Origin of the sequence: Nonomuraea africana (genome assembly GCF_014873535.1) — a bacterium.
Classification (GTDB): Bacteria; Actinomycetota; Actinomycetes; order Streptosporangiales; family Streptosporangiaceae; genus Nonomuraea; species Nonomuraea africana.
On sequence record NZ_JADBEF010000001.1, the window covers coordinates 6,061,126 to 6,087,754 of the forward strand.

Genomic DNA, 26,629 nt, shown 5'->3' on the forward strand with positions numbered 1-26,629 from the left:
CAGGACCTTACGCCGAGGCTGTGACACGTCGATGCAGCTGGGTGACCGCGCTCCTGGCGGACTCCATGGCGCCCGCCTGCCAGGCGACCAGATGGGTGAGCCAGTCGCCCGCGAAGTACACCCTCCCTGACGGACGTTGCAGGAGAGTGAAGGACGAATCAAAGGCCGGCCAGCGCGCCCAGCCGCCCTGGAGATGGGGCTGGCGCTCCCAGGCGATCGAGACGCTCGACAGCAGCTCCGCGCGGTACTTCTCGCCGTGGATCTTCTTGCCCTGGGTGAGCGCGCGGCGCCTGCGGTCCTCGGGGGTGAGCGCGCCGTACAGCTCGGCGGACTCGCCCGAGTTGTAGTAGCCGACGAGCAGGCCGCGCTCGGAGTGGTAGCCGTAGGAGGGGTACCAGATGTGCGTGATGTCGAGGTCGGTCTCGGTGACGCCGCCGTAGATGCGGTCCTCCAGCTCCCACCAGCGCCTGCCGTACTCCAGGCCGATCTTGCCGGCGGCGACCGGGACCGGGGTGCGGAGCGCGGCGGTGACGGGGGCGCCCAGGTTGTGCGGGATCCTCGCCAGGACGTGCGGGGGCAGCGTGGCGACGCAGTAGTCGGCGGTGAGCTCGCCACCCTCCCAGGTGACGGTGACGCCCTGGTCCTGGTCGGTGATCCTGGTGACCTTCGCGCCGGTCCTGACGCGGTCGCGGCCGACGGCCTCGACCAGCCTCGTGACGATCGCGTCCATGCCGCCGACCGGCTGGAACATCGGGGTGGCCTGGTCGTAGCCGAAGTCGTTGATGATCGCGCGGCCGACTCCCGCGACGAGCACGTCGTGCAGGCTCGTGGGGCCGGTCAGCGCCGTCCCACCGTCCAGGCCCGGGTACTTCGTGAAACCGCGGCGCTCCGACCCCTCGTAGGTGAGCTTGGGCCCCAGGTCTCCGAACCTGCGCAGGAACTCCAGGAGGCGCTCCTGGTCGTCGCCCGTGAGCCTGCGGTCGAGCGCGCGGTGGTTGGTGGCCTTGGCCAGCAGCTCCGCGACGTAGCCGTACATGTCGGCGCGGGCGGTCTTGTTCCGGACCGTCCGGCCCTCGGTGTGCACGTAGGCGGAGGCGTTGGAGTTGACGAACGTCTCGATGGGGACACCGAGTTCGCGGCAGTAGTCCATCGTCACCATCCACGGCGCGATCCGGCCGGGACCCGCGTTGAAGTAGACGCCCTCGCCGAAGCGCACGTCCTGGGCGGCCCCGTTGAGCTCGGTGAGCCGGTCGCCGCCGCGCAGGGTGAGATTGCGCCCGCCGATTCTGTCGCTCGCCTCGAGGAGCGTGCAGTCGTAGCCCGCTTTGCCCAGCTCGTATGCGACGGTCAGGCCCGCGACGCCCGCGCCGAGGATGACGACCTTCGCGGCGCCCTTCCCCGTCAGCGTGAAATCGCCCGTCCGCGGTGGGGTGAACGCCTTGTCCTGCTCCGCGGGAGCCAGCCCCAGCGCGCCCATCGCCGCGTACATCGCGCCCGCGCCGCCCGCCGCGCCGATGCCGACCAGCAGTCCCCGCCTGGTCAGCGTGCCTCTGTCAGCCATAGGGCCCGCTGCCGCAGGCCACCTGCCCACCAATGGTCGCGAACAGGCCCATCAGCGCCATGATCTCGGTGAAGTCGTCCGTGGCGAACTCGATCTCCCGAGACCCCGTCTGCTTCACGCCCGGCACGAGCGCGCAGGCCGCCGCGATCGCCGTGGAGTTCCACTCCACACCCAGCGTGTACGGCCGGCTCGTCTCGTAGGGCGTGAACTCGCTCAACCTGCCGAGCGCCCGAGCCGCCGCCTCACGAATCGTCGCCTGCGCCACGGACGGCGGCAGCAACTCGGCGGAGAACTTGTCGATGCCCTTCTTGACCGCGACCGTCTCCACCTCGCCGAGCAGCTCGGCGGCCTCCTCGCCGACCGCCGCGTCCCCCGTGACGAGCGCGACCGGCACGCCGTGGAAGCCCGCGCAGGCCGCGACCAGCCGCGTCTCCCCGCAGGGCGCCCCGTTCAGGAAGACGTTCTGGATCTCCTTGCCCATCCACGTGTGGTTGAGCACGCCGTGCTGCACGCCCGCCCTCGCGTGGTAGCCGACGAACATCGCGGCGTCGAACGAGGCGTCGAGCCCCTGCGCCATGCGCTGCGACTTGCCGGGACCGCGGATCAGCGTGGCACGGGGGTCGAGCAGGTCGATCCTGAGGTTCTTGGTCGACCCGTGCGCGTCGTTGACCAGCACGCTGGTCGCCCCCGCGGCGAAGGCGCCCTCGATGGCCGCGTTGGCGTCGGCGGTCATGAGCTCGCAGCCGCGCTCGTAGCCCCGTTTGCCCGCGTGCATCTCCTCCGGGTCGGTCAACCCGGTCACGCCCTCCATGTCAACGGACAGGTAGACCTTCACCCCACGCCACCCCACGTCTCGACTCGCGTTGCCTGTGCCTCGTCCATGAACCCGACGTTCTCCGCCATGAACCGCTCCGCCCGCTCCCGCCATGGCTCGGGGATCTCCTCGATCGCCGGCCGGTAGCAGCGGTCGAGCCAGCTGGTGGACTCCTCGGTCGCCTTGAGGTACCCGGCCGCCCTGGCGAACGGCGTGCGCTCGATGCCGGGGACCCTCGCGCAGCCGTACTCGATCATCTCCTGCCCGCCGTACGGCGGAGGCTCCTGCCACTTGCGCGCCACGGGACGGTCCGCGGTGATCGGCGTGTCCATCGGACGCCGCTCGACCGCGGCCTGGATGAGCTCCTTGTACAGGCACTTCCCGCACGTGCGGCAGGGTCCCGAGGTGCCGCGCAGGCACCAGCGCACCTGGGCCTTCAGCGGAGAGTTCAGCGCGATCTTCATGGTCATCGCCTCGCTCACGCCGCCCACGGGCAGCACGATCCGCAGACCCGCCGCCGCGAACAGCCGCCCCCACATCCCGTGCGGCGCCCACATCGGGTTGTCGGGGGTGAAGCGGTGCAAATAACGGCCGCCGCCCAGCCAGCGCGAGCCGATCTCGTACCCGAGACCCACCCCGCCGAGACCCAGCCGGTCGGCGTGCAGCAGCGCCCCGACCATGACCGCGTGGTGCTCGGGATAGCCGGGACGCGGCTCGGCCAGCGTGAACTCCAGGTCGGACTCGACCGTGGTCACGTCGCGGCCGGTCCGCGCGGCCAGCTTGGCCAGGACGTCGGAGCGGTAGTGCGGCCAGCGGTTCGGCACCCTGCTGTGCGGGACCCGCCTGAAGTGCACGAACGGCGCCTCTGGGAAGACCGCCGCGGCGGCCACCGAGTCGGCGCCGCCGCTGTAGGAGATCGCCAGCGTGGGGCCCGGGGTGCGCGGCGGACCGCCCACGGGACCCGCCTCGACCCCCCAGCCGTCGTGCAGCGCGGCGGCGAGCTCGTGCGACACGGGACGGTCGAAGGTGATCCTTCTCCTGGTCCAGGGGGCGACGACCGTCCAGGCGGCGACGGCCCAGAGGTCGTTGTGCGCGTCGGAGGGGATGCCCCGGATCTCGCACGAGTTGACGGCCAGTTTGACGGGGTAGCCGTCGGACACGGTGCCGGTGATCTCGTCCTCGGGGTCGAGCCTGAAGGAGAGCTCGCCGCCCTTCCACGTCACGCGCACGACTGCTCCTCGGCGACCGTGGACCCGCTGGGCCGAGATCGGTTCGCGGCTCCGATCCCGCCGTCCCGCGGCTCGTCCGCGCCCCTGTGTCCGCCCGCCGGCGGTTCCTTCGCGGTTCTGAGTTCGTCGACGGCCTGCCAGAGCAGGACCTCGTTCTGCAGGATCCTGTCGAGCGCCTGGGCCGTCTCGAACGCCAGCCGGTGCGCCTCGGCGGCCTTCTCCTCCGCCGCCTTGGCCCCGGTCTGCGGAGCCTGCTGCTTGACCGCCCTGAGCCGCCTGACCTCCTCCTGCAGAGTGGTCACCTCACGGCGCAGCGTCTGGACCTCCCACAGCGCGTCCTTGATGTCCTGCCGGTGGTCGGCGACCGAGATGTAACGGGAGTCGAACCACGAACGGACGGCTTTCTTCAGCCGCGCCGGGACCAGGACGCGCATCATGAAACGCCACGATAGCGGCAAACCACCTCCCTCTAGAGCCGCTCTCCGAAGGCCATCTAGCTCTCCCCAGACCAGCTGACCTCGGCGACGACGAGTCGACCGCCCTGGCCCCGCTGGTGGCACGCAAACCGGTCGGAGCGATCTGCAACACATCGAAGGGCACCGGACACTAACCAAGGTGTCCGGCACCTTTCGGCAAGGAGACTCTGTGACACAGCGAGATCGCTTCGAGGCGGTCTATGACGCGTACTATCCGGCGATACATCAGTACGCCGCACGCCGTACCGACTCCCCCGAGGACACCGCCGACGTCATCTCCGAGACGTTCCTCACCGCCTGGCGGCGTATCGACCAGGTGCCCGCGGGCGAGCGGGCGCTGCTGTGGCTGTACGGCGTGGCCCGCCGCGTGCTGGCCAACCAGAAACGCGGTGCCTCACGCAGGGCCGTGCTCGCCGACCGGCTCCGCGACGAGCTGGCCGCCGACCGGCCGGGCACACCGGCCGACCTGGAGTATGTCCGCACGGCCTTCGACGAGCTACCCGAGAGAGACCGGGAGATCTTGGCACTGGCCTGCTGGGAGAGGCTGACCAGCGAGCAGATCGCCAAGGTTGTGGGATGTACGGCGATCGCCGCCCGAACCCGCCTGCACCGGGCACGCAAACGGCTGGCGGCAACGCTGGAGCGGCAGCCGTCCTCGACGATCGCGATGGGGGAAGCATGAATGACATCGACCACCTGGTAATGGCCATCGACCCCACGCCACACGCGCCGGATCAGGGCCCTGGCGCGCGTGAACTACGCGCGGCGATCATGGCGACCCCGCCTCCGCGCCGCCGGTTCTCCTGGCTCCCCAGAGGGGGAACCCGTGTACGAGGGCGTGCCCGCTGGCCCATATCGGCCTTGGCGGTCACCGCCCTGGCTGTGGCCGTCGCGATCGGCGTCGGCCTGGCGCCCGTCGGTCCGGCCACCCAGTACGCCAATGCGGCCGTCTCCATAAAGAAGGCCGACGACCATTTCAGCGTCACCATCACCGACCCCACCGCCGACCATCGGCGCTTCGAGGAGGCGTTTCGCGCGGTAGGGCTGAATGTCAGGGTCAAGGTCGTCCCAGTGGCGCCGAACGCAGTGGGCACGCTGCTCGGCCCGATCGTCCCTGAGGGCTTCACCCGGCACGGAAGCATAGGAGTGAAGGCCGTGACCCCGTGCGCTTCGGCCTTCTGCGGCAAGGTCTGGATGCCCGCGGACTTCCCCGGCCGGGTCGTCTTCGGGGTGGGCCGCCCCGCCGGACCGGGTGAACCCTACGTCGATGACCGTCCCTACGATCCCTCGGGGGAGGAGGCGCTGGACGGGTACACGGTCCACGGTAAGACGGTCTCGGCTGTGCGCGCCGAACTGCACCGGCGCGGATTGAAGGTCGGCCATCGCCTGCTGTGGAGCCGGCCTGACGGCGGTTCCTTCGACCAACCCGTTCCCGCGGACCGGATCAAGAACGACTGGATCGTCAACGGCTCCCGCGACCACAGCTCGGACACCGTAGACCTCTACGTCGTTCCCGGACCTGGGGCCGGCCCCATGCCCGATCCGCTGAAGGTCGCCACTCCCCAGTGGTACGACCTCACCGGCTGAGAACGGACCGGTAGACGGCAACTGGATCATCAACCTGACGCCGCCGTGAGCAGGTACGCCGTCCGCATCAGCGACTGCTGAGGGACGGCCACGAACTCGCGGAAGCTCTCATTGCGGTCCAAGGTGACTCCTCTCACCCATTACCGACGCCGACGAGCGGGTGAAAGGTTGGGTCGGGGCCGGCCAGCCCGCTGCGACGCGCTCCAGGGCGCCCCGACCCCTACGAATCTGGTACCTCACAGCGCCTCCCGATGCGGTGGCCCCGCCAGAAGGCCCCGCCTCCGCAGCTCAGGCAGGTCTCGAGAGAGCATGCGGCGGCCGCCCGGATAAGGTCGTGGTCATGGTCGATTGGGTGCGCCTCGAGCTCCATGTGGACACGTTCGACGAGGCGACCTTCGAGCCCTACCTCCACCGAGCGCAGGAATCAGGGATCACGTTCACGACCATGGCCGAGCTCGGCGACACACCCGCCCATCGGCGCGCCCTCTACGACCTCAACAGAACCTGCTCGGCCGACATCCCCGACAGGGGCGAGTTCTACACCTATGAGGAATACGTCGCCCAACGCATCGACGTGCCCGCCTTCACTCCCGAGGGCGTCGCGCTGGCACTCCTCGACGGAACGTGGATCGGCATGTCCGCGACCTCCCTCCACCCGGGCAAGGGCCACGCGTTCAGCGAGATGACCGGCGTACTCGCACCGCACCGCGGCCTGGGCCTGTCACTGGCGCTGAAACTGCTGGCGATCCGCTTCGTCAGGTCATCCGGTTACGAACGCCTCACCACCGTCCACCACCCCCGCAACGCCTCCGCGATCGCGATGAACCATCGCCTCGGCTTCGTCCCCCCACCCAACGACGCAGCCGACTAGGGCCCGGGTCTCCCATCATGACAACCAGAGGCGGCCGTGCTCAGGCCAAGATCTGTGGTGAATTAACCCGGTTACATACCGTTGATTGTCCAGGCAGACCGAGAGCCGTTTGTTGTCGGGCACGCAGATGTGCTTACCTGGAATAAGAAATCTTCTACTGGTGCCTAGGGGTGACCCGAACACCACATCCTAAGGCCGCCCCTGTGGGCGGCCTTAGCGCTATCGTGACCTCCGTGCAGCTCTGTTACCTCGACGAGTCCGGCGGCTGCGAATCCCCCGACATGAACATGACAGCCACACCAGCCATGGTGCTGTTGGGCCTGATCATCAACGGCGCGTCCGTTCCAGCGCTCACGAGAGATTTTCTGGCCCTGAAACGAAGACACTTTCCTGGCCGCTTCGCGAACGGCCACCCCGGGACTCCTGATCGCCGACGGCAGGGACCATCACACCAACCTTGGCGTCGCACATTCTATCTTTACTCAAAAGTGGAGGACTGGGGGCGATCCCTTCGCCCCTCTTAGCGAGGTGCCCCTGTTCGCAGCCAGCGACAATCACGCTGGCCTCCAAATCGCCGACCTTCTCGCCTCCACCCTGGTGTTTCCCATGGCAGCCTCTGCCTACTGTCCGCCCGCGACCGGGGGTCCGGGGGCCGGCAGGCCCCCGTCAAGGGGGTGTGGGGGAGCTGGGCTCCCCCACACAGGGGAGCCTGAGCCCCGAACGCGCGAAGCGCGCCACGGGCGAAGCCCATGCCGTTGAGGGGGCGAAGGCGAGACCCCATGCCGTTGAAGGGTGCTGTTGGGCCTAGCGGCCGGTGAACTTGGGTTTGGCCTTCTCCGTGAAGGCGTGCATGCCGATCTTGGCGTCGTCCGTGGCGAACAGGCCGGAGAACTGCAGGCGCTCGACCTCCAGCCCCGTGTCCAGGTCCACCTCGAGCCCCTGGTCGATCGCCTGCTTGGCGGCGCGCAGCGCGACCGTGGGGCCGCCGACGAAGGTGGCGGCCCAGGCCAGGGCTTCGGTGTAGACGTCGGTGTCGGGCACGACCCGATCGACCAGGCCGAGGCGAAGGGCCTCCTCGGCGGTGACGTGACGGCCGCTGAAGATGAGGTCCTTGGCACGGGCGGGGCCGATCAGGCGGGGCAGCCGCTGGGTGCCGCCCGCTCCGGGGATGATGCCGAGCTGGATCTCCGGCTGCCCGAGCTTGGCGCTCTCGCCCGCCACCCTGAAGTCCGCGCAGAGGGCCAGCTCGCAGCCGCCGCCCAGCGCGTAGCCGGTGATCGCGGCGATGACCGGCTTGCCGACGCGGGCCAGCGCGGTGAAGCAGTCCTGAAGGGTTCGGGAGTGGGCGGCCATGTCCGCGTAGGACATGTCGGCCATTTCCTTGATGTCGGCGCCCGCGGCGAAGACCCGCTCCCCGCCGTACACGACGACCGCGTGAACGCCCTGGTCGGCGTCCACGGCCCGCGCGCACTCGGCGATCTCGCGCTGGACCTGCCCGTTGAGGGCGTTCATCTTCGGACGATCGAGCCTGATCGTGGCGATCTGGTCGGACACCTCGACGCGTGCAAACTCACCCATGAGGTGACCTTATCCGGCCAAGAGGGCGAGAACCGAGGTCCGAAACGGCGAGAATGTGGGGCCACACGGGAAGGCGGACGCGATGGACGCTCAGGCGTTGAAGCTGGCGCAGCTGGTCGCGGTGGTGGCCAGCGCGGGGTTCTCCTTCGGCGGCTTCATCGGCATCGTCTACTCCGACGACCCCCCGGCCGTGAAGGCGCTGGCGTTCACGATGCTGGCCGTCCTGCTCGGGCTGCACCTGCGCAACTGCGTACGGCGGGCCGACGGGCACCGGCCGCGCGGATGGCAGTGGACGCTGGCCGTACAGGCCGTCCTGACCGGGGCTGGCCTGGCGTGGTTCCCGAACACCTGGTACGGCAACACCGGCTTCCTGGCCGCGGCCGTCCTGCTGCTGATCAGGAGCCCGGCGCCGCGGTGGGCGGCGTTCGCGCTGGTGCTGGCCGCCCAGCTCTGGTCCGGGCTCACCGTACGGCCGGTGAGCGAGGCGCTCTACTTCGTGGTGGGGCAGGCCGCCTTCGTCGGGGTCGCGCTGTACGGCGTGGTGCGTCTGACCGACCTGATCATCGACCTGCGCGGCACCCAGGCGAGTCTGGCGGCCGCCGCGGTGGCCCGCGAGCGGCTGACCTTCGCCGAGCAGCTCAACGAGCGGGTGGGGTCGAGCCTGCGGCAGGTGATCCTGGCGCTCCAGCGGCCCGACCTGTCACGGGATGAGCTGGAGTCGAGCCTCGCGACGGCGCGCGCGGCGCTCTCCGACGTGCGGTCCGTCTCGCACGCCCACCGTGACGGGTCCGGGGCCAGGCCGGTGGTGGCGGGCGACCTGACCACGAGGGTCGTGAACGTCCTGGTGGTCACGACGCTGCTGCTGATGATCGTGCCGCACGAGGTTCGCCACGCCTTCCAGGTCGGCCTGTCGGGCCCGCCGCTGGTGGTCTTCGTCGTGGCGCTGCTCGCCTTCCTGGCGCTGTACCTGCGCGCGTGCCTGCCCGGCGGGCGGCACGAGGGCAAGACGCTGGCCGGGCTCGTGCTGCTCACCTACGCGCCGACGGCGGTGCTCGGCGCGGAGCTCTGGTACGTCGCCACACTGCTGCCCGGCGCCGTCGTCGTGCTGCTGCGCGGGCCGATCCGGTGGATCGCCGCGGGCGCGGTGCTGGCGGGCGACACGGTCTTCCACCTGACCCAGACCGGCCTGGCGGGCAACGTCCTGGACGTGCTCTACGGGTTGGTGTACGTGACCGAGCGGGCGATCATCGTCTACGCGCTGTGGTGGATGGCCAGACTGACGGTCGAACTGCGCGAGGCGCGGGCGGAGCTGGCCAGGGTCCAGGTGGCGCGCGAGCGGCTGCGCTTCGCCCGCGACCTGCACGACCTGCTCGGTTACGGCCTGTCGGTGGTGGTGCTGAAGGCCGAGCTGGCCTTCCGCCTGCTCGAACGCGACGAGGCGGCGGCCGCGCGGCAGCTCGGCGACGGCCTGGAGGCGGCCCGCCAGGTGCTGGCCGACCTCGACTCGGTGGCCTCGGGCCGCACCGAGATCTCGCTTTCGGCCGAGGCCGAGTCGGCCCGCGCGGTGCTGGAGGCGACGGGGGCCGAGGTGAGCTGGTCCTTCACGGCGGAGCGGCTGCCCGCCGAGGTGGACGAGGCGCTGGCCGCGGTGCTGCGCGAGGGCGTGACCAACGTGCTCAGGCACAGCTCGGCCCGCCACTGCGCGCTGGAGGTCGTGGCCGACGACAGGCAGGTACGGCTCAGCCTGACGAATGACGGCGTGGCGGCCGCCGTACCCGAGCACGAGCCGGGGTCGGGCATCGGCAACCTCACCCACCGCCTGAACACGCTGGGCGGGCGGCTGAGCGTGGGACGCGCGGACGGCACCCACACGCTCACCGCGACGGCGCCGCTAGAGCCAGCCCTCGTCGGCGGCGATGCGTATCGCGTCGACCCGGTTCCTGGCGTTGAGCTTCATGACCGCTGACGACAGGTAGTTGCGGACGGTGCCCCTGCTGAGCGAGAGCCGTACCGCGATCTCGTCGGCCTCCGCCCCCGTGGCGGCCAGCCTGAGCACGTCGACCTCGCGGGCGGCCAGTGGGTTGTCGGCCTTGCGGAGTGCGGCCATGGCCAGCTGTGGGTCGACGACCTGCTCCCCCGCGATCACCTTCCTGATCGCCTGGATGAGATCGCCCGGCGGGGAGTGCTTGAGCAGGAAGCCGCTCACCCCCGAGGCCATCGCGCGCCGCAGGTAGCCCGGCCTGGCGAAGCCGGTGAGCACGACGACCCGGCACTCCGGCAGGCGCTCGGTCAGCTGCGCGGCGGCGCTCAGGCCGTCCAGCTCGGGCAGTTCGATGTCGAGGACGGCCACGTCAGGACGGCACTCCAGCGCGGCGGGCACGATCTGGTCGCCCCGTTCCACGGCGGCCACCACCTCGAGGTCGTCCTCCAGCCCGAGCACGGCGGCCAGCGTCTCGCGCAGGATGCGAACATCCTCCGCGATCAGAACTCGGATCACGGTGAATCCTTCACACGGTGTTGGTGAACGAGGCACTACTGGGGATGTCGCCGGGTTGCGACTATAGCGAGCAGAGAGAGGAGCACATCATGCAGAAGATCACCACGTACCTCTGGTTCGACAACCAGGCGGAGGAGGCGGCCAACCACTACGTCTCCATCTTCCCGAACTCGCGCGTCGTCGAGGTCACGCCCATGATCGTGACGTTCGAGCTCGACGGGCAGCGCTTCATCGCGCTCAACGGCGGGCCGCAGTTCACGTTCAACGAGGCGATCTCCCTCTATGTCGACTGCGAGAACCAGGAGGAGGTCGACGAGCTGTGGGCCAAGCTCGTCGACGGCGGTGAAGAGAGCCAGTGCGGCTGGCTCAAGGACAAGTACGGACTCTCCTGGCAGATCATCCCCAAGCAGCTCCCCAAGCTGCTCAGCGACCCCGACCCGGCCAGGGCCGAGCGTGCCATGCAGGCGATGCTCAAGATGTCGAAGATCAACATCAAGGAGCTCGAAGCGGCCGCCAACGGCTGACCGGCCACCGGGGAGGCTTCGGCCTTCCCGGTGAAGTCCTGAAAAAATCCTTCTCATTCCTCTTCTAGAGGAAGGAAAATGTTGAGACGCTGACTCCTGAACGACCCCCCAGTCAAGGAGTCACCCATGCGCAGAGCGTTGGCGGTCGCGTGCTTTTTACCGCTGCTGATACCCACCGCGGTCGCACACGCCGAGGCGGCGCCCGATGACAGGCAGCAGGCGTTCGCGAAGGCGGCCGAGACCTACCAGGTGCCCGAGAGCGTGCTGCTCGGGGTCTCCTACCTGGGGTCGAGGTGGGACTCCCACGCGGGCCAGCCCAGCAACGACGCCGGGTTCGGGCCGATGCACCTGACCGACGCGGCCGCCTTCACCGGCTCCAACCACCACGCCGAGGGCGAGGAGGACCCGCGCGGCGACGAGACGCGCCCGCTGGAGCTGCCGACCGAGGCGCCGGTGCCGCCGGAGGAGATCCCCGCCTCGCTCAGGACGATGGAGAAGGCGGCGGCGCTGACCGGCGAGTCGCACGAGACGCTGAAGACCGACCCCGCGGCCAACATCCGCGGCGGCGCGGCCCTGCTGGCCGACCATCAGAAGCGGCTCGGCGCGCCGCTCAGCGACGATCCCGCCCAGTGGTACGGCGCGGTCGCGGCCTACTCGGGCGCCACCGAGCACGAGGCCGCGAAGTTCTTCGCCGACGAGGTCTTCTCGGTGATCGCCTCGGGCATGACGCGCACCACCGACGACGGCCAGCTGGTCACCCTCAAGCCGGTGCCCGACCTCGACAAGGTCGAGGCGTGGCTGGACAAGCTCGGCCTCTCGCTGCCCCGCCGCGACGGCGTGGAGTGCCCGCGGTCGATCTCCTGCGAGTGGATCCCGGCCGCATACGCGCAGCTGCCGAACAACAACTACGGCCACTACGACCTGTCCGACCGGCCGAACAACCAGAAGATCGACTACATCGTCATCCACGACATGGAGGGCTACTGGGCGCCGTCCGTGCGGCTGAACCAGGACCCGAAGTGGCCCGGCAGCTGGCACTACTCGGTAAGGTCCAGCGACGGGCACATCGCCCAGCAGATCAAGACCAAGGACGTCGGCTGGCAGGCCGGCAACTGGTACATCAACGCCAAGTCCATCGGCATCGAGCACGAGGGCTTCCTGGCCGAGGGCAGCACCTGGTACACCGAGGCGATGTACCGCACGTCGGCCAAGCTCGTGCGCTACCTGGCCATGCGCCACGGCGTGCCGCTCGACCGGGCGCACATCATCGGCCACGACAACGTGCCGGGCACGCTGCCGACCACGGTCAGGGGCATGCACGAGGACCCCGGCCCGTTCTGGGACTGGGCGCACTACTTCGAGCTCATGGGCGCGCCGCTGCACCAGTTCGGCGGGCCGAAGTCGGGCTCGGTCATGATCAAGCCGGACTTCGCGACGAACAAGCCGTACTTCTACGGCTGTGACCGCAAGAACCCCTCGGCCGCGTGCCCGCCGCTGCCCGCCTCGACGGTGTGGCTGCGCACCGAACCGCGCCCCGACGCGCCGCTGATCAAGGACATCGGCAAGCACCCGACGGGCGACTCGCTGTACAGCGTCTATGACCACAGCGCCCGCGCCACCACCGGGCAGCGCTTCGCCGTGGCCGACCGCGACGGCGACTGGACCGCGATCTGGTACCTCGGCCAGAAGGCGTGGTTCCACAACCCCGCGGACAAGCCGACCGCGGTGCCGTCCATGGGTCTCGTCGTGACCCCCCGTCCTGGGCTGAAGACGGTCCCGGTGTACGGCAGGGCGTACCCGGAGCGGGAGGCCTACCCCACGGGCATCCCGTACCAGGCCGTGACGCCGCTGCAGTACACCTTCTCCGAAGGGGAGAAGTACACGCTGTCAGGGCCCGCGGCGACCGAGTACTACCGGGCGGTGACCTTCGACCCCGCCCCGCACACCGTCGTGCGCGGCAAGACGAAGTACTTGCAGATCCAGTTCGGTCACCGGGTGATGTTCGTCAAGGCCGACGACGTGCAGGTGACGTTCCAGTAAGCGCCTGATCGACGGGGACCTCGCCCTCGCGGGCGGGGTCCTTTCAGCGTTTGCGGGTGAACTCGGCGACGGCGCGGCGGGTGCTCTGCAGCGCCTCCTGTGAGGAGTCGAAGGTCCGCTGGGCCACCCCCACGAAGACGCAGTCGACGACGAGCAACTGGCTGATGCGGCTGGCCAGCGCGCCGGGACGGAACTCGGTCTCCCTTCCAGCGGAGATCAGCACGTGCTCGGCCAGTTCGGCGAGGGAGGAGCGCGGGTTGTTGGTGATGGCCACCGTGGTCGCCCCCGCCTCCCCCGCCAGCCGCAGCGGCTCCAGGACGTCGGGCGTCTCACCCGAGGTGCTGATGCCGATCGCGACGTCACCGGGCTTCAGCAGCACCGCGCTGGTGAGGGCCAGGTGCGCGTCCTGGAAGGCGTGACTCGACAGGCCGATGCGCATGAGCTTCTGCGCCACGTCCTCGGCCACCAGGCCAGAGGCGCCCACGCCGTAGGAGTCGATCCTGCGGGCGCCGACGATGGCGTCCACGACCAGGCCCAGCCGCTCGGAGGTGAGCTGGGCGACGGTGTCGTTGATGGCCTCGGACTCGGCGCGGGAGACCTTGAGGATGACCTCCGACAACGGGTCGTCGGGGGCGAGGTCGCCGGGCACCAGCCGGTCCGGCTGCGCGGCCGCGGCCGCCAGCGCCAGCCTGAGCTGCGGATATCCGGCGAAGCCGAGCAGGCGCGCGGTGCGGACGATCGTCGCCTCGCTGGTGCCCGAGGCGGCCGACAGCTCGGTGATCGTGCTGCGCGCGACGGTGGCCGGATCTTCGAGGATGAGGCGCGCCACGGTCTGCGCGGCGGGAGTGAGCGACGGGAGGACACCGCGGACGGTGGCCACGAGTGTGTCGGCCCGCAGACCGCTGATGGTGTCTTCCACATACCGATTATGGGGCCTGGACGGGCGGAAAGACCGCCGCGGGACGTCATGACCCGAAACCGGCATCTCCGTGTGGTCCCGAGGTCGACCCCAGGGTTCCCGGCAGAAGAACCCGAGGCCGAGCCCTGGGGTTCCCCCGCCGGGGAACCCCAGGCCCGGCCCCGGAGCCGTGGCGCCGGGGCCCCGCGCGTCAGCGGAGGGTGCCGTTGGTCATGCCCGCGGGCTCCTCCGGCAGGGCGAGCAGGCCGAGCTCGGCGGGCGCGGCCATCAGCGGATGGCTGGGCACCGCCCGCACCGTGTAGCCGAACGCCCCGGTGCTGTCGAGCGGCACCTTGCCCACGTAGTGGGCCTTCCCGTCGTCGGTCGTCCCCTCCAGCGTCATGGCGAGATGGCGGGGGTTCAGCAGCTCGTCGTGCGGGCCGACCTTGCCGTAGGCCGCCTGGACCAGCAGGTCCTGGGCCTCCAGCTCGCCCAGCGCGATCGTCGCGCGCAGGTCGAGGGCGGCGCCCACCTCCGGCGTGTCGCCGACGCCCGACGCCTCCACGTGCTCCACCCGCACGCCGGGCCACGCCTTGGCGACGCGCACCCGCCAGGCGGCGAACGCCTTCGCGGGAGCGTAGGAGTCGACCGACAGCGCCCTGGCCGAGGCGGCGGCGGGCAGGTAGAGGCCCACGACGTAGTCGCGCAGCATCCGGCCCGCGAGCACCTTGGGCCCGAGCGAGGTCAGCGTGTGCCTGACCATCTCCAGCCACCGCCTGGGCAGCCCGTCGGGTGCCCTGTCGTAGAAGCGGTCGGAGACCTCGTGCTCGATGAGGTCGTAGAGCGCGGCCGCCTCCAGCTCGTCGCGCCGGTCGGCGTCGGCGACGCCGTCGGCGGTCGGGATGGCCCAGCCGTTGGTGCCGTCGTACCACTCGTCCCACCAGCCGTCGCGGATCGACAGGTTGAGCCCGCCGTTCAGCGCCGACTTCATGCCCGAGGTGCCCGACGCCTCCAGCGGGCGCAGCGGGTTGTTCAGCCAGACGTCGCAGCCCTGGACGAGCAGCTGGCCGAGGGCCATGTCGTAGTCGGGCAGGAAGACGATGCGGTGCCGCACGTCCTCGGAGTCGGCGAACCTGACGATCTGCTGGATGAGCTTCTTGCCGCCCTCGTCGGCGGGGTGCGCCTTGCCCGCGATGAGGATCTGCACGGGCTTGTCGGGAGACAGCAGGAGCTCGCGCAGCCGTACGGGGTCGCGCAGCATCAGCGTGAGCCGCTTGTAGGACGGCACCCTGCGGGCGAAGCCGATCGTCAGCACGTCGGGGTCGAGGGCGTCGTCGACCCAGGTGAGCTCGGCGTCGGAGGCCCCGCGATCGCGCCACGAGCGGCGCAGCCGTACTCTCGCCGCCTCCACCAGGCGCGCGCGCAGGCGGCCGCGGATGGCCCAGATGTCGCGGTCGGGGATCTTCTGCACGCCCTCCCAGCCCTGGCCCTTCTCGATCAGCTCGGGCAGCTCGCGGCCGGCCAGCTCCATGATCTCGCGGCCGACCCAGGTGGGCGCGTGGACGCCGTTGGTGATCGAGCCGATGGGCACTTCCTGGAGGTCGAAGCCGGGCCACAGCTCCTGGAACATCCCTCTGCTGACCTCGCCGTGCAGCTCGGAGACGCCGTTGACGCGCTGGGCCAGGCGCATGCCCATGATGGCCATGTTGAAGCGCCCGGGCTCCCGCTCGGCGCCGAGCTCCAGGATGCGCTCGACGGGGACGGTCGGCCACGCGTTGTCGCCGCCGAACTGGCGCTCGATCATGTCGGCCGGGAAGCGGTCGATGCCCGCGGGCACCGGCGTGTGGGTGGTGAAGACCGTGCCCGCGCGGACCGCCTCGATCGCCTCGTCGAAGGACAGCCGCGCCTCGGTGAGCTCGCGGATGCGCTCCAGGCCGAGGAAGCCGGCGTGGCCCTCGTTGGTGTGGAAGACCTCGGGCTCGGCGTGTCCGGTGATCTGGCAGTAGGCGCGGATCGCCCGGACGCCGCCGACACCGAGCAGCAGCTCCTGCATGAGTCTGTGGTCGGTGCCGCCGCCGTACAGGCGGTCGGTGACGTCGCGGGCGGCGGTGTCGTTGTCGGACACGTCGGAGTCGAGCAGCAGCAGCGGCACCCTGCCGACCTGCGCCACCCACACCTGCGCGTGCAGCGCGCGATGGTTGGGCAGGCTGATCCTGATGTGGACGGCGGTGCCCTCCTCGTCCTTCAGCAGGCTGAGCGGCAGGCCGCCCGGATCGAGGCTGGGATAGTGCTCCAGCTGCCAGCCCTCTGGCGACAGCGACTGGGTGAAGTAGCCGTGGCGATAGAGGAGTCCGACCGCCAGGATCGGCACGCCGAGATCGCTGGCCGCCTTGAGGTGGTCACCTGCGAGGATGCCGAGGCCGCCGGAGTATTGCGGCAGGGCCGCGGCGATGCCGTACTCGGGCGAGAAGTAGGCGATCGCGCCCGCGGCGTCGGGCAGGGTCTGGTACCAGCGCGGCGCGGTCATGTACTCGCGCAGATCGTCGGCGGCGTCGGCGAGACGGCGTAGGAAGCGTCGGTCGGTGGCCAGCTCGCGCAACCTGGCGGGGGCGACGGCGCCCAGCAACGCGACGGGATCGTGCCCGACTCGCTCCCAGACGGCCGGATCGACCTCGGCGAACAGGTCCGTGGTCTCAGGATGCCAGGACCATCGGAGGTTGTGCACAAGCTCGCCGAGGGCGGCCAGCTCCGTGGGCAGGACGGTGCGGACGGTAAACCTGCGGATAGCTCTCACGAATTCGACCCTAGGGGGTGACGAGCGGTGAGCAAGCGGGAGTGGATCACTTCCGTTTCACAACCCTTCCATGAAGAGGCATCAAGAGGGACTATTAGGGCACTCCCCACATTGAGCCCTGACGCACCGTCCCGGGACGGCGCCAGCTGTTTCACGCGTGAAGGTGCGAGGATCGTCATTGCCACCAGACGCCACTCGACCCATGAGAACAGGACGCGATGATCGGTCGAATTCCCATCACGAACATCTACCCCGTCGTCGACTGCGGGCAGTGGCCCGCCAAGGCGGTCGCCGGTGAGACCTTCGAGATCGCGGCGACCGTGTTCAGGGAGGGACACGACGCGGTCGCCGCCGGCGTGGTGCTCTCCTCTCCCGACGGACGCCGTGGCCATCTGAAACACATGCGGGAGCAGGGCAAGGGCACCGACCGGTGGGCGGTCTCCGTGTGCCTGCCCGACGAGGGCGACTGGCTGTTCAGGGTCGAGGCGTGGGGCGACCCGATCGGAACCTGGCTGCACGACGCGGAGATCAAGATCCCGCGCGGCATGGACGTCGAGCTGATGTGCGAGGAGGGCGCCAGGCTGTTCGAGCGGGCGGCCCGCGGCGTCAGGGCGGCCGACTGCCCCGCCCCGCACGCGGGCAACGGCACCACGCGCAACGGCAACGGCACGCTCAAGACCGGCCAGGCGAAGAACGGCCGGCTCAACACCGACACGGTGAAGGCGAGCGCGCTCAAGGCGGGCGCCGAGCTCAAGTCTGCCGAGACGTGCGGGCACCGGGCGGCGCTGCTGGCGGTGGCGGCCACGCTGCGCGACGACGGCGTCGACCCGCGGGCCCGGCTGTCGATCGCCCAGCTGCCCGAGACCACGGCGCTGCTGGAGGCGCATCCGCTGCGCGACCTGCTGACCAGGAGCAAGCAGCAGAAGATCAGGGTGGAGCGCCGCAGGGCCCTGTTCGGCTCGTGGTACGAGTTCTTCCCCAGGTCGGAGGGGGCGATCGTCGACGGCGCAGGCGTGTCCAAGTCGGGGAACTTCCAGACCGCCGCCAAGCGGCTGCCCGCCATCGCGCGCATGGGCTTCGACGTGGTCTACCTGCCGCCGATCCATCCGATCGGCACCACCTTCCGCAAGGGCCGCAACAACACCCTCACCCCTGGCCCCGACGATCCCGGCTCGCCGTGGGCGATCGGCTCGGAGGACGGCGGCCACGATGCCGTCCACCCCGACCTCGGGACGATCGGCGACTTCGACGACTTCGTGGGCAGGACCAGGGAACTGGGCATGGAGGTGGCGCTCGACTTCGCGCTGCAGTGCTCCCCCGACCATCCGTGGGTCAAGGAGCACCCCGAGTGGTTCACCATCCGCGCCGACGGGAGCATCGCCTACGCGGAGAACCCGCCGAAGAAGTACCAGGACATCTACCCGCTCAACTTCGACAAGGACCCGGAGGGCATCTACGCCGAGGTCAAGCGGGTCGTCAGGCACTGGATGGACCACGGCGTGCGGATCTTCAGGGTGGACAACCCGCACACCAAGCCGGTCGGCTTCTGGGAGCGTCTGCTGGCCGACATCCGCTCGACCGACCCGGACGTGATCTTCCTCGCCGAGGCGTTCACCAGGCCCGCGATGCTGCAGACACTGGCGAAGATCGGATATCACCAGTCATATACGTACTTCACCTGGAAGAACTCCAAATATGACGTAGAGACGTATTTTTCGGAGCTATCGCACGAGACGTCGCACTTTCTGCGGCCGAATCTCTTCGTCAACACGCCCGACATCCTGCACGAATATCTTCAGCACGGCGGGGTCCCCGCCTTCAAGATCCGTGCGGTCCTCGCGGCGCTCACCTCCCCCACGTGGGGGGTCTACTCCGGCTACGAACTCGCCGAGAACGTCGCCGTACGGCCCGGCAGCGAGGAGTATCTCGACAGCGAGAAGTACCAGTACCGGCCGAGGGACTGGGTCGCCGCGGAGCGGGAGGGCCGCACTCTCGCCCCCTTCATCACCCATCTCAATTTGTTCCGAAGAGCTCACCCGGCCCTCCAGGAATTGCGTAATCTGAGATTCCACAGGGTCGACCACCCGGACCTGGTCTGCTTCTCCAAGCGGCTCCCTGGCGCCTACGACACGGCCACACGACGGCACGGCCTCGGCGACGTGGTCCTGGCGGTTGTCAACCTGGATCCGCACAATACTCATGAGGCCACGGTCGATCTCGACCTGCCCGCCCTCGGTCTCGACTGGAATGCCGAGTTCGTCGTCGACGACGAGGTGTCTGGCGAGTCGTACCGGTGGCGGCAGAGCAACTACGTGCGTCTCGACCCACACATTCACCCGGCGCACGTCTTCACCGTGCGAGCGGCTCATCGGTAACACAGCGATCGGGGAGTCCATTTGTCCGACATCGTGAACTCCGCTGCCATCCCGAACACCTTTGACGAGGACAAACCCCGCGATCCCTACTGGTACAAGCGGGCGGTCTTCTACGAGGTGCTCATCAGGGGCTTCGCCGACTCCAACGGCGACGGCACCGGCGACATCAAGGGGCTCATCAGCAGGCTCGACTACCTGCAGTGGCTCGGCGTCGACTGCCTGTGGCTGCTGCCGCTGTACGAGTCGCCGCTGCGTGACGGCGGCTACGACATCGCCGACTTCATGAAGATCCTTCCGGACTTCGGTGACCTCGGCGACTTCGTCAAGCTCGTCGACGAGGCGCACAAGCGCGGCATGCGGGTGATCGCCGACCTGGTCATGAACCACACCAGTGACGCCCACCCCTGGTTCCAGGCCTCACGCCACGACCCGGAGGGACCGTTCGGCGACTTCTACGTCTGGTCGGACAGCGACGAGAAGTACAAGGACGCCAGGATCATCTTCATCGACACCGAGACGTCCAACTGGACCTACGACCCGGTCAGGGGTCAGTACTACTGGCACCGCTTCTTCCACCACCAGCCCGATCTCAACTACGAGAACCCGGCGGTGCAGGAGGCCATGCTCGAGGTGCTGAGGTTCTGGCTCGACCTCGGCATCGACGGGTTCCGCATGGACGCCATCCCCTACCTGTTCGAGGAGGACGGCACCAACTGCGAGAACCTGCCCAGGACCCACGCCTACCTCAAGCGGGTCAGGACCGAGGTCGACCGCCTCTTCCCCGACAGGGTGCTGCTGGCCGAGGCCAACCAGTGGCCGAGCGACGTGGTCGAGTACTTCGGCGACCCCGTGGGTGGGGGCGACGAGTGCCACATGGCCTTCCACTTCCCGCTCATGCCGCGCATCTTCATGGCCGTGCGCAGGGAGTCCCGCTACCCGATCTCCGAGATCCTGGCCCAGACGCCCAAGATCCCCGAGCACTGCCAGTGGGGCATCTTCCTCAGGAACCACGACGAGCTGACGCTCGAGATGGTCACCGACGAAGAGCGCGACTACATGTACTCCGAGTACGCCAAGGACCCCCGCATGCGGGCCAACGTCGGCATCCGCCGCCGCCTGGCGCCGCTGCTGGAGAACGACCGCAACCAGATCGAGCTGTTCACCGCGCTACTGCTGTCGCTGCCCGGCTCGCCCGTGCTCTACTACGGCGACGAGATCGGCATGGGCGACAACATCTGGCTCGGCGACCGCGACGGCGTGCGCACGCCCATGCAGTGGACGCCCGACCGCAACGCCGGGTTCTCCGACTGCGACCCGGGCCGCCTCTACCTGCCGATCATCATGGACCCGATCTACGGGTACCAGGCGATCAACGTCGAGGCGCAGCAGAAGAACGCCGGATCTCTGCTTCACTGGACCAAGCGGATGATCGAGATTCGCAAGCGCCACCCGGTCTTCGGCCTCGGCGACTTCATCGAACTCAACTCGTCCAACCCCAGCGTGCTGGCATTCGTCCGCGAGCTGGGCGATGATCGCATGCTATGCGTCAACAACCTCTCGCGGTTCCCACAGCCCGTGGAACTGGACCTGAGGCGGTTCGTCGGCGTGTCGCCCGTGGAGACGATGGGTGGAGTTCCATTTCCACCGATTGGCGAGCTTCCGTATCTTTTGACGCTCCCTGGGCATGGTTTCTACTGGTTCACCCTTCCACCCGCCGTGCCACAGGAGGAGTAGGCCGTGCTTGAGGACCTCCTTGCCCGCTGGATCACCCACCAACGCTGGTTCGCGGGCAAGGGGCGTCCTCTCGACGCTCTGTCCATCGACTCCGACACCCCTCTCGGCGACGGACTGCGCCACCTGATCCTGTCCGTACGGCAGGCGGGCGCCCACGACCGCTACCAGCTCCTGCTCGGCGTCAGACCCGAGCTGCCCGACCGCCTCAAGCACGCCCTCATCGGCGTGTCGGAGGAGGGCCACCTCTTCGACGCCGCCCACGACTCCTCGCTCACCAGCCTCCTGCTGGAGGGCATGGCCACCGGCCGCGACCACGGACCGATCAGGTTCCGCGCCACGCCGGGAGTGGAGATCGACACCACGCAGCGCAGCCTGGTGCTCGGGGCCGAGCAGTCCAACACCTCTCTGGTGTACGGCGACGCCTACATCTGCAAGCTGTTCCGCCGGCTCATCCCGGGGGTCAACCCCGAGCTCGAGGTGGTCACCGCGCTGGCCGCCCGTGGCGCCGCGCACATCGCCCAGCCGTACGGGTGGATCGAGACCGACGTCGACGGCATCGCGACCACGCTCGCCTTCATGCAGGAGTACCTGACCACCTCCAACGACGGCTGGGACCTGGCGCTGGCCAGCGTCCGCGACCTCTACGGCTCGCTGCCCGAGGTCAGCGCGGCCGAGGCGGGCGGCGACTTCGCCGCCGAGGCGCACCGCCTGGGCATCGCCACCGCCGAGATCCACCGGGAGCTCGCCGAGGCCTTCCCCACGGACGTCGTGAGCCCGCACGAGGTCAAGCGCATGGTGGAGGGTTTCCGCCGCCGCCTCGCCAGGGCCATCGACGAGGTGCCCGCGCTCGCCGAGCACGCCGAGCTGGTCGAGCGCGCCTTCCACCAGGTGGAGGAGCTGACCGGCAAGGTGCGCGTGCAGCGCGTGCACGGCGACTACCACCTCGGCCAGGTCATGCGCACGCCCGTCGACTGGATCGTCCTCGACTTCGAGGGGGAGCCGGGACAGCCGCTCGACGAACGCAGGGCGCTCGCCTCGCCGTTGCGGGACGTGGCGGGGATGCTGCGCTCGTTCGACTACGCGGCCGGCCACCTCCTGGCCGACCACCCCGAGGCCGCCGTGCTGCGCCCCAGGGCCGCGGAGTGGGCCATCCGCAACCGCGCGGCGTTCCTCGACGGGTACGCGGACGTGTGCGGGGACGACGCGGCGCTGCTGCGGGCCCTGGAGTACGACAAGGCGGTCTACGAGGTGGTCTACGAGGCCCGCAACCGGCCTACCTGGCTACCCATCCCCCTCGCCGCCTTCCGCTGAGCCGTCGCGCAGATCCATGCCCCGACTCGGCGAGCGGGGTTCAACCCCCGACCTCGCCCCAAGTCTCACGTTTCTCCACGGGCAGCGCATCAATCGCATTACTCTTCGCATGCAAACATGAACGAAGAGTAAAGGGGGCGGCATGCGGCGAGGTCTTGTGCTCGCGGCCGCGGGAGTCGGCGCCGTGTTCGTCAGCGGGTCGCTCCTGCTGGCGACCAGCGGGGAGGCGCCCCAGGCCGCGCAGGCCGTGCGAGAGACTCCCGTCCAGGGAGACCCGCTGACGCCCGAGGAGATCGCCCGCGCGGGAGAGATCGCCACCGCCGTCAACCATCTCAAGGGCGGGCGCGCCGAGCTGCTCTACGTCGAGCGCGACGACGACAAGGACGCCGAGCAGGCGCGGCAGGCCGAGGCCTACATCTACGACTACGCCTCCGACACGCTGATCGTCAGGACGGTCGACCTCGGCAGGAGCAAGGTGATCGAGGAGACCAAGGGCAGAGGGGTGCAGCCGCCGCCGTCCAGGCGGGAGGAGCTGCGCGCCGCCGAGCTGCTGCTGGCCGACCCGAAGCTGGGGCGGGGGGTTCGCCAGTCGTTCAGGAAGGCGGCGGGGCGCGAGCTGGCCTCGCCGTCCGACCTCGCGCTGCGCGGGCTGATCTACTCCCCCGAGCGGGGCAGCTGCGCCGAGCACCGGTGCCTGCGGCTGTTCGTGCGGCTGCCCAACGGCACCTTCCTCGACACCAGCCGCATCGTCATCGATCTGTCCGCCCAGCGGGTCCACATCCTGGAGTGGTGAGTTGATCCTCCGTCTCATGCTCGCGGGGCTGCTCGTGGCGGCCGCCGCTCCCCCCGCCCCGGCGCAGGCCGCCGCCCCCTCGTGCAGCGCGCCGTACCTCATCGACAAGACGCTCCCGAACGGCGCGCGCTGGCGGCTGTGCTGGGAGATGCGCACGATCGAGGGCCTGACGGTGACCAAGGTCGTCTACACGCCGAAGGGCAACAGGCCGATCAGCGTGCTGCGCAGCGCGGCGCTGGCGCAGATCCACGTGCCCTACGACAGCGGCGAGCCGCGCTACCACGACATCGGCTCGCTGGGCTCGGCCGTGGTGGCGCTGACGGAGGCCGACTGCCCGGGCGGCGAGCGCCCGAAGGGCAAGGTCTGCGTGACCACCCGCCCGCGCGGCCACGCCTACCTCAAGGACGGCTGGGGCGACCCCGACGCCCGCGAGTCGGCGCAGGGGCAGGAGCTGGTGGTGCTGGCCGCCTACCAGGTCGGCTGGTACACCTACGTCTCCGAGTGGGTCTTCGGCGACGACGGCTCGATCACGCCCAGACTGGGCGCGACCGGCTCCCTCGCGGGCACCACGACGGCGCCGAAACACGGCTGGCCGATCGGGGTGGGCCGCAAGCACTTCGAGGAGTCGCACAGCCACAACGTCTTCTGGCGCATGGACTTCGACATCCAGGGCAAGGCGCACGACGTGGTCGAGCAGTACGACTTCACGGGGAGCGGCACCAAGAAGCGGTCGATGGTGAAGACCAGCCTGAAGCGGGAGAGCAGGGCGGTCAACGGGCGGATGCGCTGGTGGCGGGTGGTCGACCCGCGCGTGCCGAATGCCGACAGGCACCCGGTCTCCTGGGAGATCAACAACTCCGACAGCGCGGAGTACCGCGGGCCCGCCGACGAGGCGTTCACGCACGCCGACGTCTACGTGACGCAGTACCGCGCCTGCGAGCGGCTGGCCAGCGAGAACGTCTCTCCCAAGTGCAGGAAGTCCGTCGACCGCTACGCCAACGGCGAGCGGGTGACCGACCCGGTGCTGTGGGTCAACGTGGGCTTCCACCACGTCGCCAGGGACGAGGACGCCGATCCGATGCCGATCCACTGGCAGGGCTTCCGCGTCACCCCTCGCGACGTCACCGCCACCAACCCCCACTGATCCCCGTACCAGTGCCCTGACCTCCCCGTAAGGGAGGTGAATTCGTGAGATGTGGGGATGACGCAAAGCGATCGCGATAGTTACCCCCTTTTTTCGACATACCGCTCGTGTGAATTCGCATGGTGATGGCGGGCAAGGGCATGGGTTGGAAGGTCGCTATAGGGCAGGGTAAGGGGCATGCCGATGAGGACAGAGCTCGACCGTCTCGCGGGTGGGGCACACCACGACCCGCACTCGATTCTCGGAGCGCACCTGGAGCCGCGCGGAGTCACGTTCAGGGCGTTGCGACCACTGGCCGAACAGGTCGAGGTGGTCTTCGATGACGAGGCACGCCCGATGAAACACGTCGCCCACGGAGTGTTCGAGACGACGGTCGCGGGTCTGGACAAGGTGCCCGACTACCGGCTGCGCGTGCGCTATCAGGGCGGCGAGCCGTACGAGATGCGGGACCCGTACCGGCACTGGCCCACGCTCGGGGAGGTGGACCTGCACCTGATCGGCGAGGGCAGGCACGAGCGGCTGTGGGATGCGCTGGGCGCCCGGGTGATGCGGCACGAGGACGTCGACGGCACGGCGTTCGCGGTGTGGGCGCCGAACGCGCGGGGCGTCAGGGTCGTCGGCGACTTCAACCACTGGGACGGCGTGGCCCACCCCATGCGCTCGCTCGGCAGGTCGGGAGTGTGGGAGCTGTTCATGCCGGGACTGGCCGAGGGCGAGCGGTACAAGTACGAGGTCCTCGGTGCCGACGGGATGTGGCGCGACAAGGCCGACCCGATGGCGCGGCGCACGGAGGTGCCGCCGCAGACGGCCTCGGTGGTGGACCGGTCGGTCTACGAGTGGCACGACGCCGAGTGGATGGACACCCGCCACGCCACCGCGCCGCAGGGCGCGCCGATGAGCACCTACGAGGTGCACCTCGGGTCGTGGCGGCCCGGGCTCGGCTACCTGGAGCTGGCCGAGCAGCTGACGGAGTACGTCAGCGAGATGGGCTTCACCCACGTCGAGCTCCTGCCCGTCGCCGAGCACCCGTTCGGCGGCTCGTGGGGCTACCAGGTGACCTCCTACTACGCGCCCACCGCGCGCTTCGGCACCCCCGACGAGTTCCGCCACCTGGTCGACGCCCTCCACCAGCGGGGCATCGGGGTGATCCTCGACTGGGTGCCCGCGCACTTCCCCATGGACGACTGGGCGCTGGCCCGCTTCGACGGCACCCCGCTGTACGAGCACGCCGACCCGGCGCGGGGCGAGCACCCCGACTGGGGCACCTACGTCTTCGACTTCGGCCGCAACGAGGTCCGCAACTTCCTGGTCGCCAACGCCCTCTACTGGCTGAAGGAGTTCCACATCGACGGGCTGCGGGTCGACGCGGTCGCCTCGATGCTCTACCTCGACTACTCCAGGCGCGAGGGTGAGTGGACGCCCAACGTCTACGGCGGGCGCGAGAACCTCGACGCGGTGGAGTTCCTCAAGGAGATGAACGCCGTCTGCTACCGGGAGGAGCCCGGCACCATCACGATCGCCGAGGAGTCGACCGCGTGGCCGGGCGTCTCCAGGCCCGTGCACCTGGGCGGGCTGGGCTTCGGGTTCAAGTGGAACATGGGCTGGATGCACGACACCCTGGCCTACCTGCGCCACGAGCCGATCTTCCGGCAGTACCACCACCACCAGATGACCTTCTCGCTGATGTACGCCTACAGCGAGAACTTCGTGCTCCCTCTCTCCCACGACGAGGTCGTCCACGGCAAGGGCTCGCTGCTCGGCAAGATGCCGGGCGACGAGTGGCAGCGGTTCGCGCAGCTCAGGGCGCTGTTCGCGTTCATGTGGGCGCATCCGGGCAAGCAGCTGCTGTTCATGGGAGGGGAGTTCGGCCAGGGCTCGGAGTGGTCGGAGGAGCGCGGGCTCGACTGGTGGGTGCTCGACTTCGACGGCCACCGCGGGGCGCAGAAGCTGGTCCGCGACCTCAACAGGATGTATCGCGACACCCCCGCCCTCTGGGAGCTCGACACCACGCCCGAGGGCTTCCGCTGGATCGACGCCGACGACGCCCAGGGCAACGTCTTCTCCTTCCTGCGGGTGGGCCGGGACGGGTCCGCGCTGGCGTGCGTGGTCAACTTCAGCGGCGGCCCGCACGAGAACTTCAGGCTCGGCCTGCCGTACGGCGGGCGGTGGGAGGAGCTGCTGAACACCGACGCCTACGAGTACTGGGGCAGCGGGGTCGGCAACCTGGGAGCCGTCGAGGCGGTGGAGCAGTCGTGGCACGGCCTGCCGTACTCGACCACCCTCGTGGTGCCGCCGCTGGGCGCGGTCTGGCTGAAGGGCGCGCCGACCGAGACAACGTGAGGGTTTACTGAGAAACCCCGACAGCCTCTGTGCTGTCGGGACAAATCTCTCTACACTCCGAGA

General features: G+C 69.4%; 21 protein-coding genes. 13 read left to right on the forward strand and 8 right to left on the reverse strand.

Annotated elements, in window-relative coordinates; translation table 11 throughout:
* Positions 1–7: 7 nt before the first annotated feature.
* Genes H4W81_RS28735 through H4W81_RS28750 form a run of 4 tightly spaced genes read right to left on the reverse strand, consistent with a single transcriptional unit; the run spans position 8 to position 4,041 of the window.
* A complete protein-coding gene (locus H4W81_RS28735; protein WP_192777678.1) occupies positions 8–1,561 on the reverse strand; it encodes a flavin monoamine oxidase family protein in 1,554 nt (517 codons plus the stop codon).
* Entirely contained in the window at positions 1,554–2,396 is an 843-nt protein-coding gene (locus tag H4W81_RS28740; protein ID WP_192777679.1) for a M55 family metallopeptidase, read from the reverse strand. The genes H4W81_RS28735 and H4W81_RS28740 overlap by 8 nt, the downstream gene beginning before the upstream one ends.
* Complete coding sequence (locus H4W81_RS49510) at positions 2,393–3,604, reverse strand: DUF6395 domain-containing protein (RefSeq protein ID WP_192777680.1); 1,212 nt, start codon at positions 3,602–3,604, stop codon at positions 2,393–2,395. The genes H4W81_RS28740 and H4W81_RS49510 overlap by 4 nt, the downstream gene beginning before the upstream one ends.
* A complete protein-coding gene (locus H4W81_RS28750; protein ID WP_192777681.1) occupies positions 3,595–4,041 on the reverse strand; it encodes a hypothetical protein in 447 nt (148 codons plus the stop codon). The genes H4W81_RS49510 and H4W81_RS28750 overlap by 10 nt, the downstream gene beginning before the upstream one ends.
* Before the next feature lie 178 nt (positions 4,042–4,219).
* Here H4W81_RS28750 and H4W81_RS28755 point away from each other — a divergent pair, with 178 nt between their 5' ends.
* From H4W81_RS28755 to H4W81_RS50145, 4 genes are all read left to right on the forward strand, one after another.
* Positions 4,220–4,762 (forward strand): RNA polymerase sigma factor, encoded by a 543-nt coding sequence (locus H4W81_RS28755; RefSeq protein ID WP_192777682.1) that lies wholly within the window; start codon positions 4,220–4,222, stop codon positions 4,760–4,762.
* A gap of 179 nt (positions 4,763–4,941) precedes the next feature.
* On the forward strand, positions 4,942–5,667 hold the full coding sequence (locus H4W81_RS28760) for a hypothetical protein (RefSeq protein WP_192777683.1): 726 nt from the start codon (positions 4,942–4,944) through the stop codon (positions 5,665–5,667).
* A 340-nt stretch (positions 5,668–6,007) separates the two neighbouring features.
* Complete coding sequence (locus H4W81_RS28770; RefSeq protein ID WP_192777684.1) at positions 6,008–6,538, forward strand: GNAT family N-acetyltransferase; 531 nt, start codon at positions 6,008–6,010, stop codon at positions 6,536–6,538.
* A gap of 474 nt (positions 6,539–7,012) precedes the next feature.
* Complete coding sequence (locus H4W81_RS50145) at positions 7,013–7,297, forward strand: DUF3800 domain-containing protein (RefSeq protein WP_358519306.1); 285 nt, start codon at positions 7,013–7,015, stop codon at positions 7,295–7,297.
* Positions 7,298–7,342: 45 nt separating this feature from the next.
* Here the strand turns inward: H4W81_RS50145 and H4W81_RS28775 are convergent, their stop codons facing one another.
* Positions 7,343–8,116, reverse strand: a complete 774-nt coding sequence (locus H4W81_RS28775; RefSeq protein WP_192777685.1) for an enoyl-CoA hydratase/isomerase family protein — start codon at positions 8,114–8,116, stop codon at positions 7,343–7,345.
* A gap of 82 nt (positions 8,117–8,198) precedes the next feature.
* Between H4W81_RS28775 and H4W81_RS47685 the strand changes: the two genes are divergently transcribed.
* Complete coding sequence (locus H4W81_RS47685) at positions 8,199–10,082, forward strand: sensor histidine kinase (protein ID WP_225958835.1); 1,884 nt, start codon at positions 8,199–8,201, stop codon at positions 10,080–10,082.
* Here H4W81_RS47685 and H4W81_RS28785 read toward each other — a convergent pair.
* Positions 10,008–10,613 carry a response regulator transcription factor gene (locus H4W81_RS28785; protein ID WP_192777686.1) on the reverse strand — a complete coding sequence of 202 codons (606 nt, stop codon included), beginning with the start codon at positions 10,611–10,613 and terminating at the stop codon, positions 10,008–10,010. The genes H4W81_RS47685 and H4W81_RS28785 overlap by 75 nt on opposite strands.
* An 89-nt stretch (positions 10,614–10,702) precedes the next feature.
* On the opposite strand from H4W81_RS28785, the gene H4W81_RS28790 reads away from it, so the two are divergent.
* Both H4W81_RS28790 and H4W81_RS28795 read left to right on the forward strand, forming a co-directional pair.
* Positions 10,703–11,137 (forward strand): VOC family protein, encoded by a 435-nt coding sequence (locus tag H4W81_RS28790; RefSeq protein WP_192777687.1) that lies wholly within the window; start codon positions 10,703–10,705, stop codon positions 11,135–11,137.
* A gap of 126 nt (positions 11,138–11,263) precedes the next feature.
* Positions 11,264–13,177, forward strand: coding sequence for an N-acetylmuramoyl-L-alanine amidase (locus H4W81_RS28795; protein WP_192777688.1), 1,914 nt, complete (start codon positions 11,264–11,266; stop codon positions 13,175–13,177).
* Positions 13,178–13,220: 43 nt separating this feature from the next.
* Here H4W81_RS28795 and H4W81_RS28800 read toward each other — a convergent pair whose 3' ends face one another.
* Positions 13,221–14,096, reverse strand: coding sequence for a MurR/RpiR family transcriptional regulator (locus H4W81_RS28800; RefSeq protein ID WP_192777689.1), 876 nt, complete (start codon positions 14,094–14,096; stop codon positions 13,221–13,223).
* Between the two features lie 190 nt (positions 14,097–14,286).
* Positions 14,287–16,869, reverse strand: a complete 2,583-nt coding sequence (glgP, locus tag H4W81_RS28805) for an alpha-glucan family phosphorylase (protein ID WP_192777690.1) — start codon at positions 16,867–16,869, stop codon at positions 14,287–14,289.
* A gap of 218 nt (positions 16,870–17,087) precedes the next feature.
* Between glgP and H4W81_RS28810 the strand changes: the two genes are divergently transcribed.
* From H4W81_RS28810 to glgB, 6 genes are all read left to right on the forward strand, one after another.
* Positions 17,088–19,244: an alpha-1,4-glucan--maltose-1-phosphate maltosyltransferase gene (locus H4W81_RS28810; protein ID WP_192777691.1), complete on the forward strand. Its 2,157-nt coding sequence runs from the start codon at positions 17,088–17,090 to the stop codon at positions 19,242–19,244.
* 21 nt (positions 19,245–19,265) lie between these two features.
* Entirely contained in the window at positions 19,266–20,978 is a 1,713-nt protein-coding gene (gene treS / locus H4W81_RS28815; protein ID WP_225958836.1) for a maltose alpha-D-glucosyltransferase, read from the forward strand.
* A 3-nt stretch (positions 20,979–20,981) separates the two neighbouring features.
* On the forward strand, positions 20,982–22,289 hold the full coding sequence (locus H4W81_RS28820) for a maltokinase N-terminal cap-like domain-containing protein (RefSeq protein ID WP_192777692.1): 1,308 nt from the start codon (positions 20,982–20,984) through the stop codon (positions 22,287–22,289).
* 142 nt (positions 22,290–22,431) lie between these two features.
* Positions 22,432–23,082 carry a hypothetical protein gene (locus H4W81_RS28825; protein ID WP_192777693.1) on the forward strand — a complete coding sequence of 217 codons (651 nt, stop codon included), beginning with the start codon at positions 22,432–22,434 and terminating at the stop codon, positions 23,080–23,082.
* A 1-nt stretch (position 23,083) separates the two neighbouring features.
* Complete coding sequence (locus tag H4W81_RS28830) at positions 23,084–24,226, forward strand: copper amine oxidase (RefSeq protein WP_225958837.1); 1,143 nt, start codon at positions 23,084–23,086, stop codon at positions 24,224–24,226.
* A gap of 183 nt (positions 24,227–24,409) precedes the next feature.
* The gene (glgB, locus tag H4W81_RS28835) at positions 24,410–26,566 is read left to right on the forward strand and encodes a 1,4-alpha-glucan branching protein GlgB (RefSeq protein WP_192777694.1); all 2,157 of its coding nucleotides are present in this window, start codon (positions 24,410–24,412) and stop codon (positions 26,564–26,566) included.
* Positions 26,567–26,629: the final 63 nt, after the last annotated feature.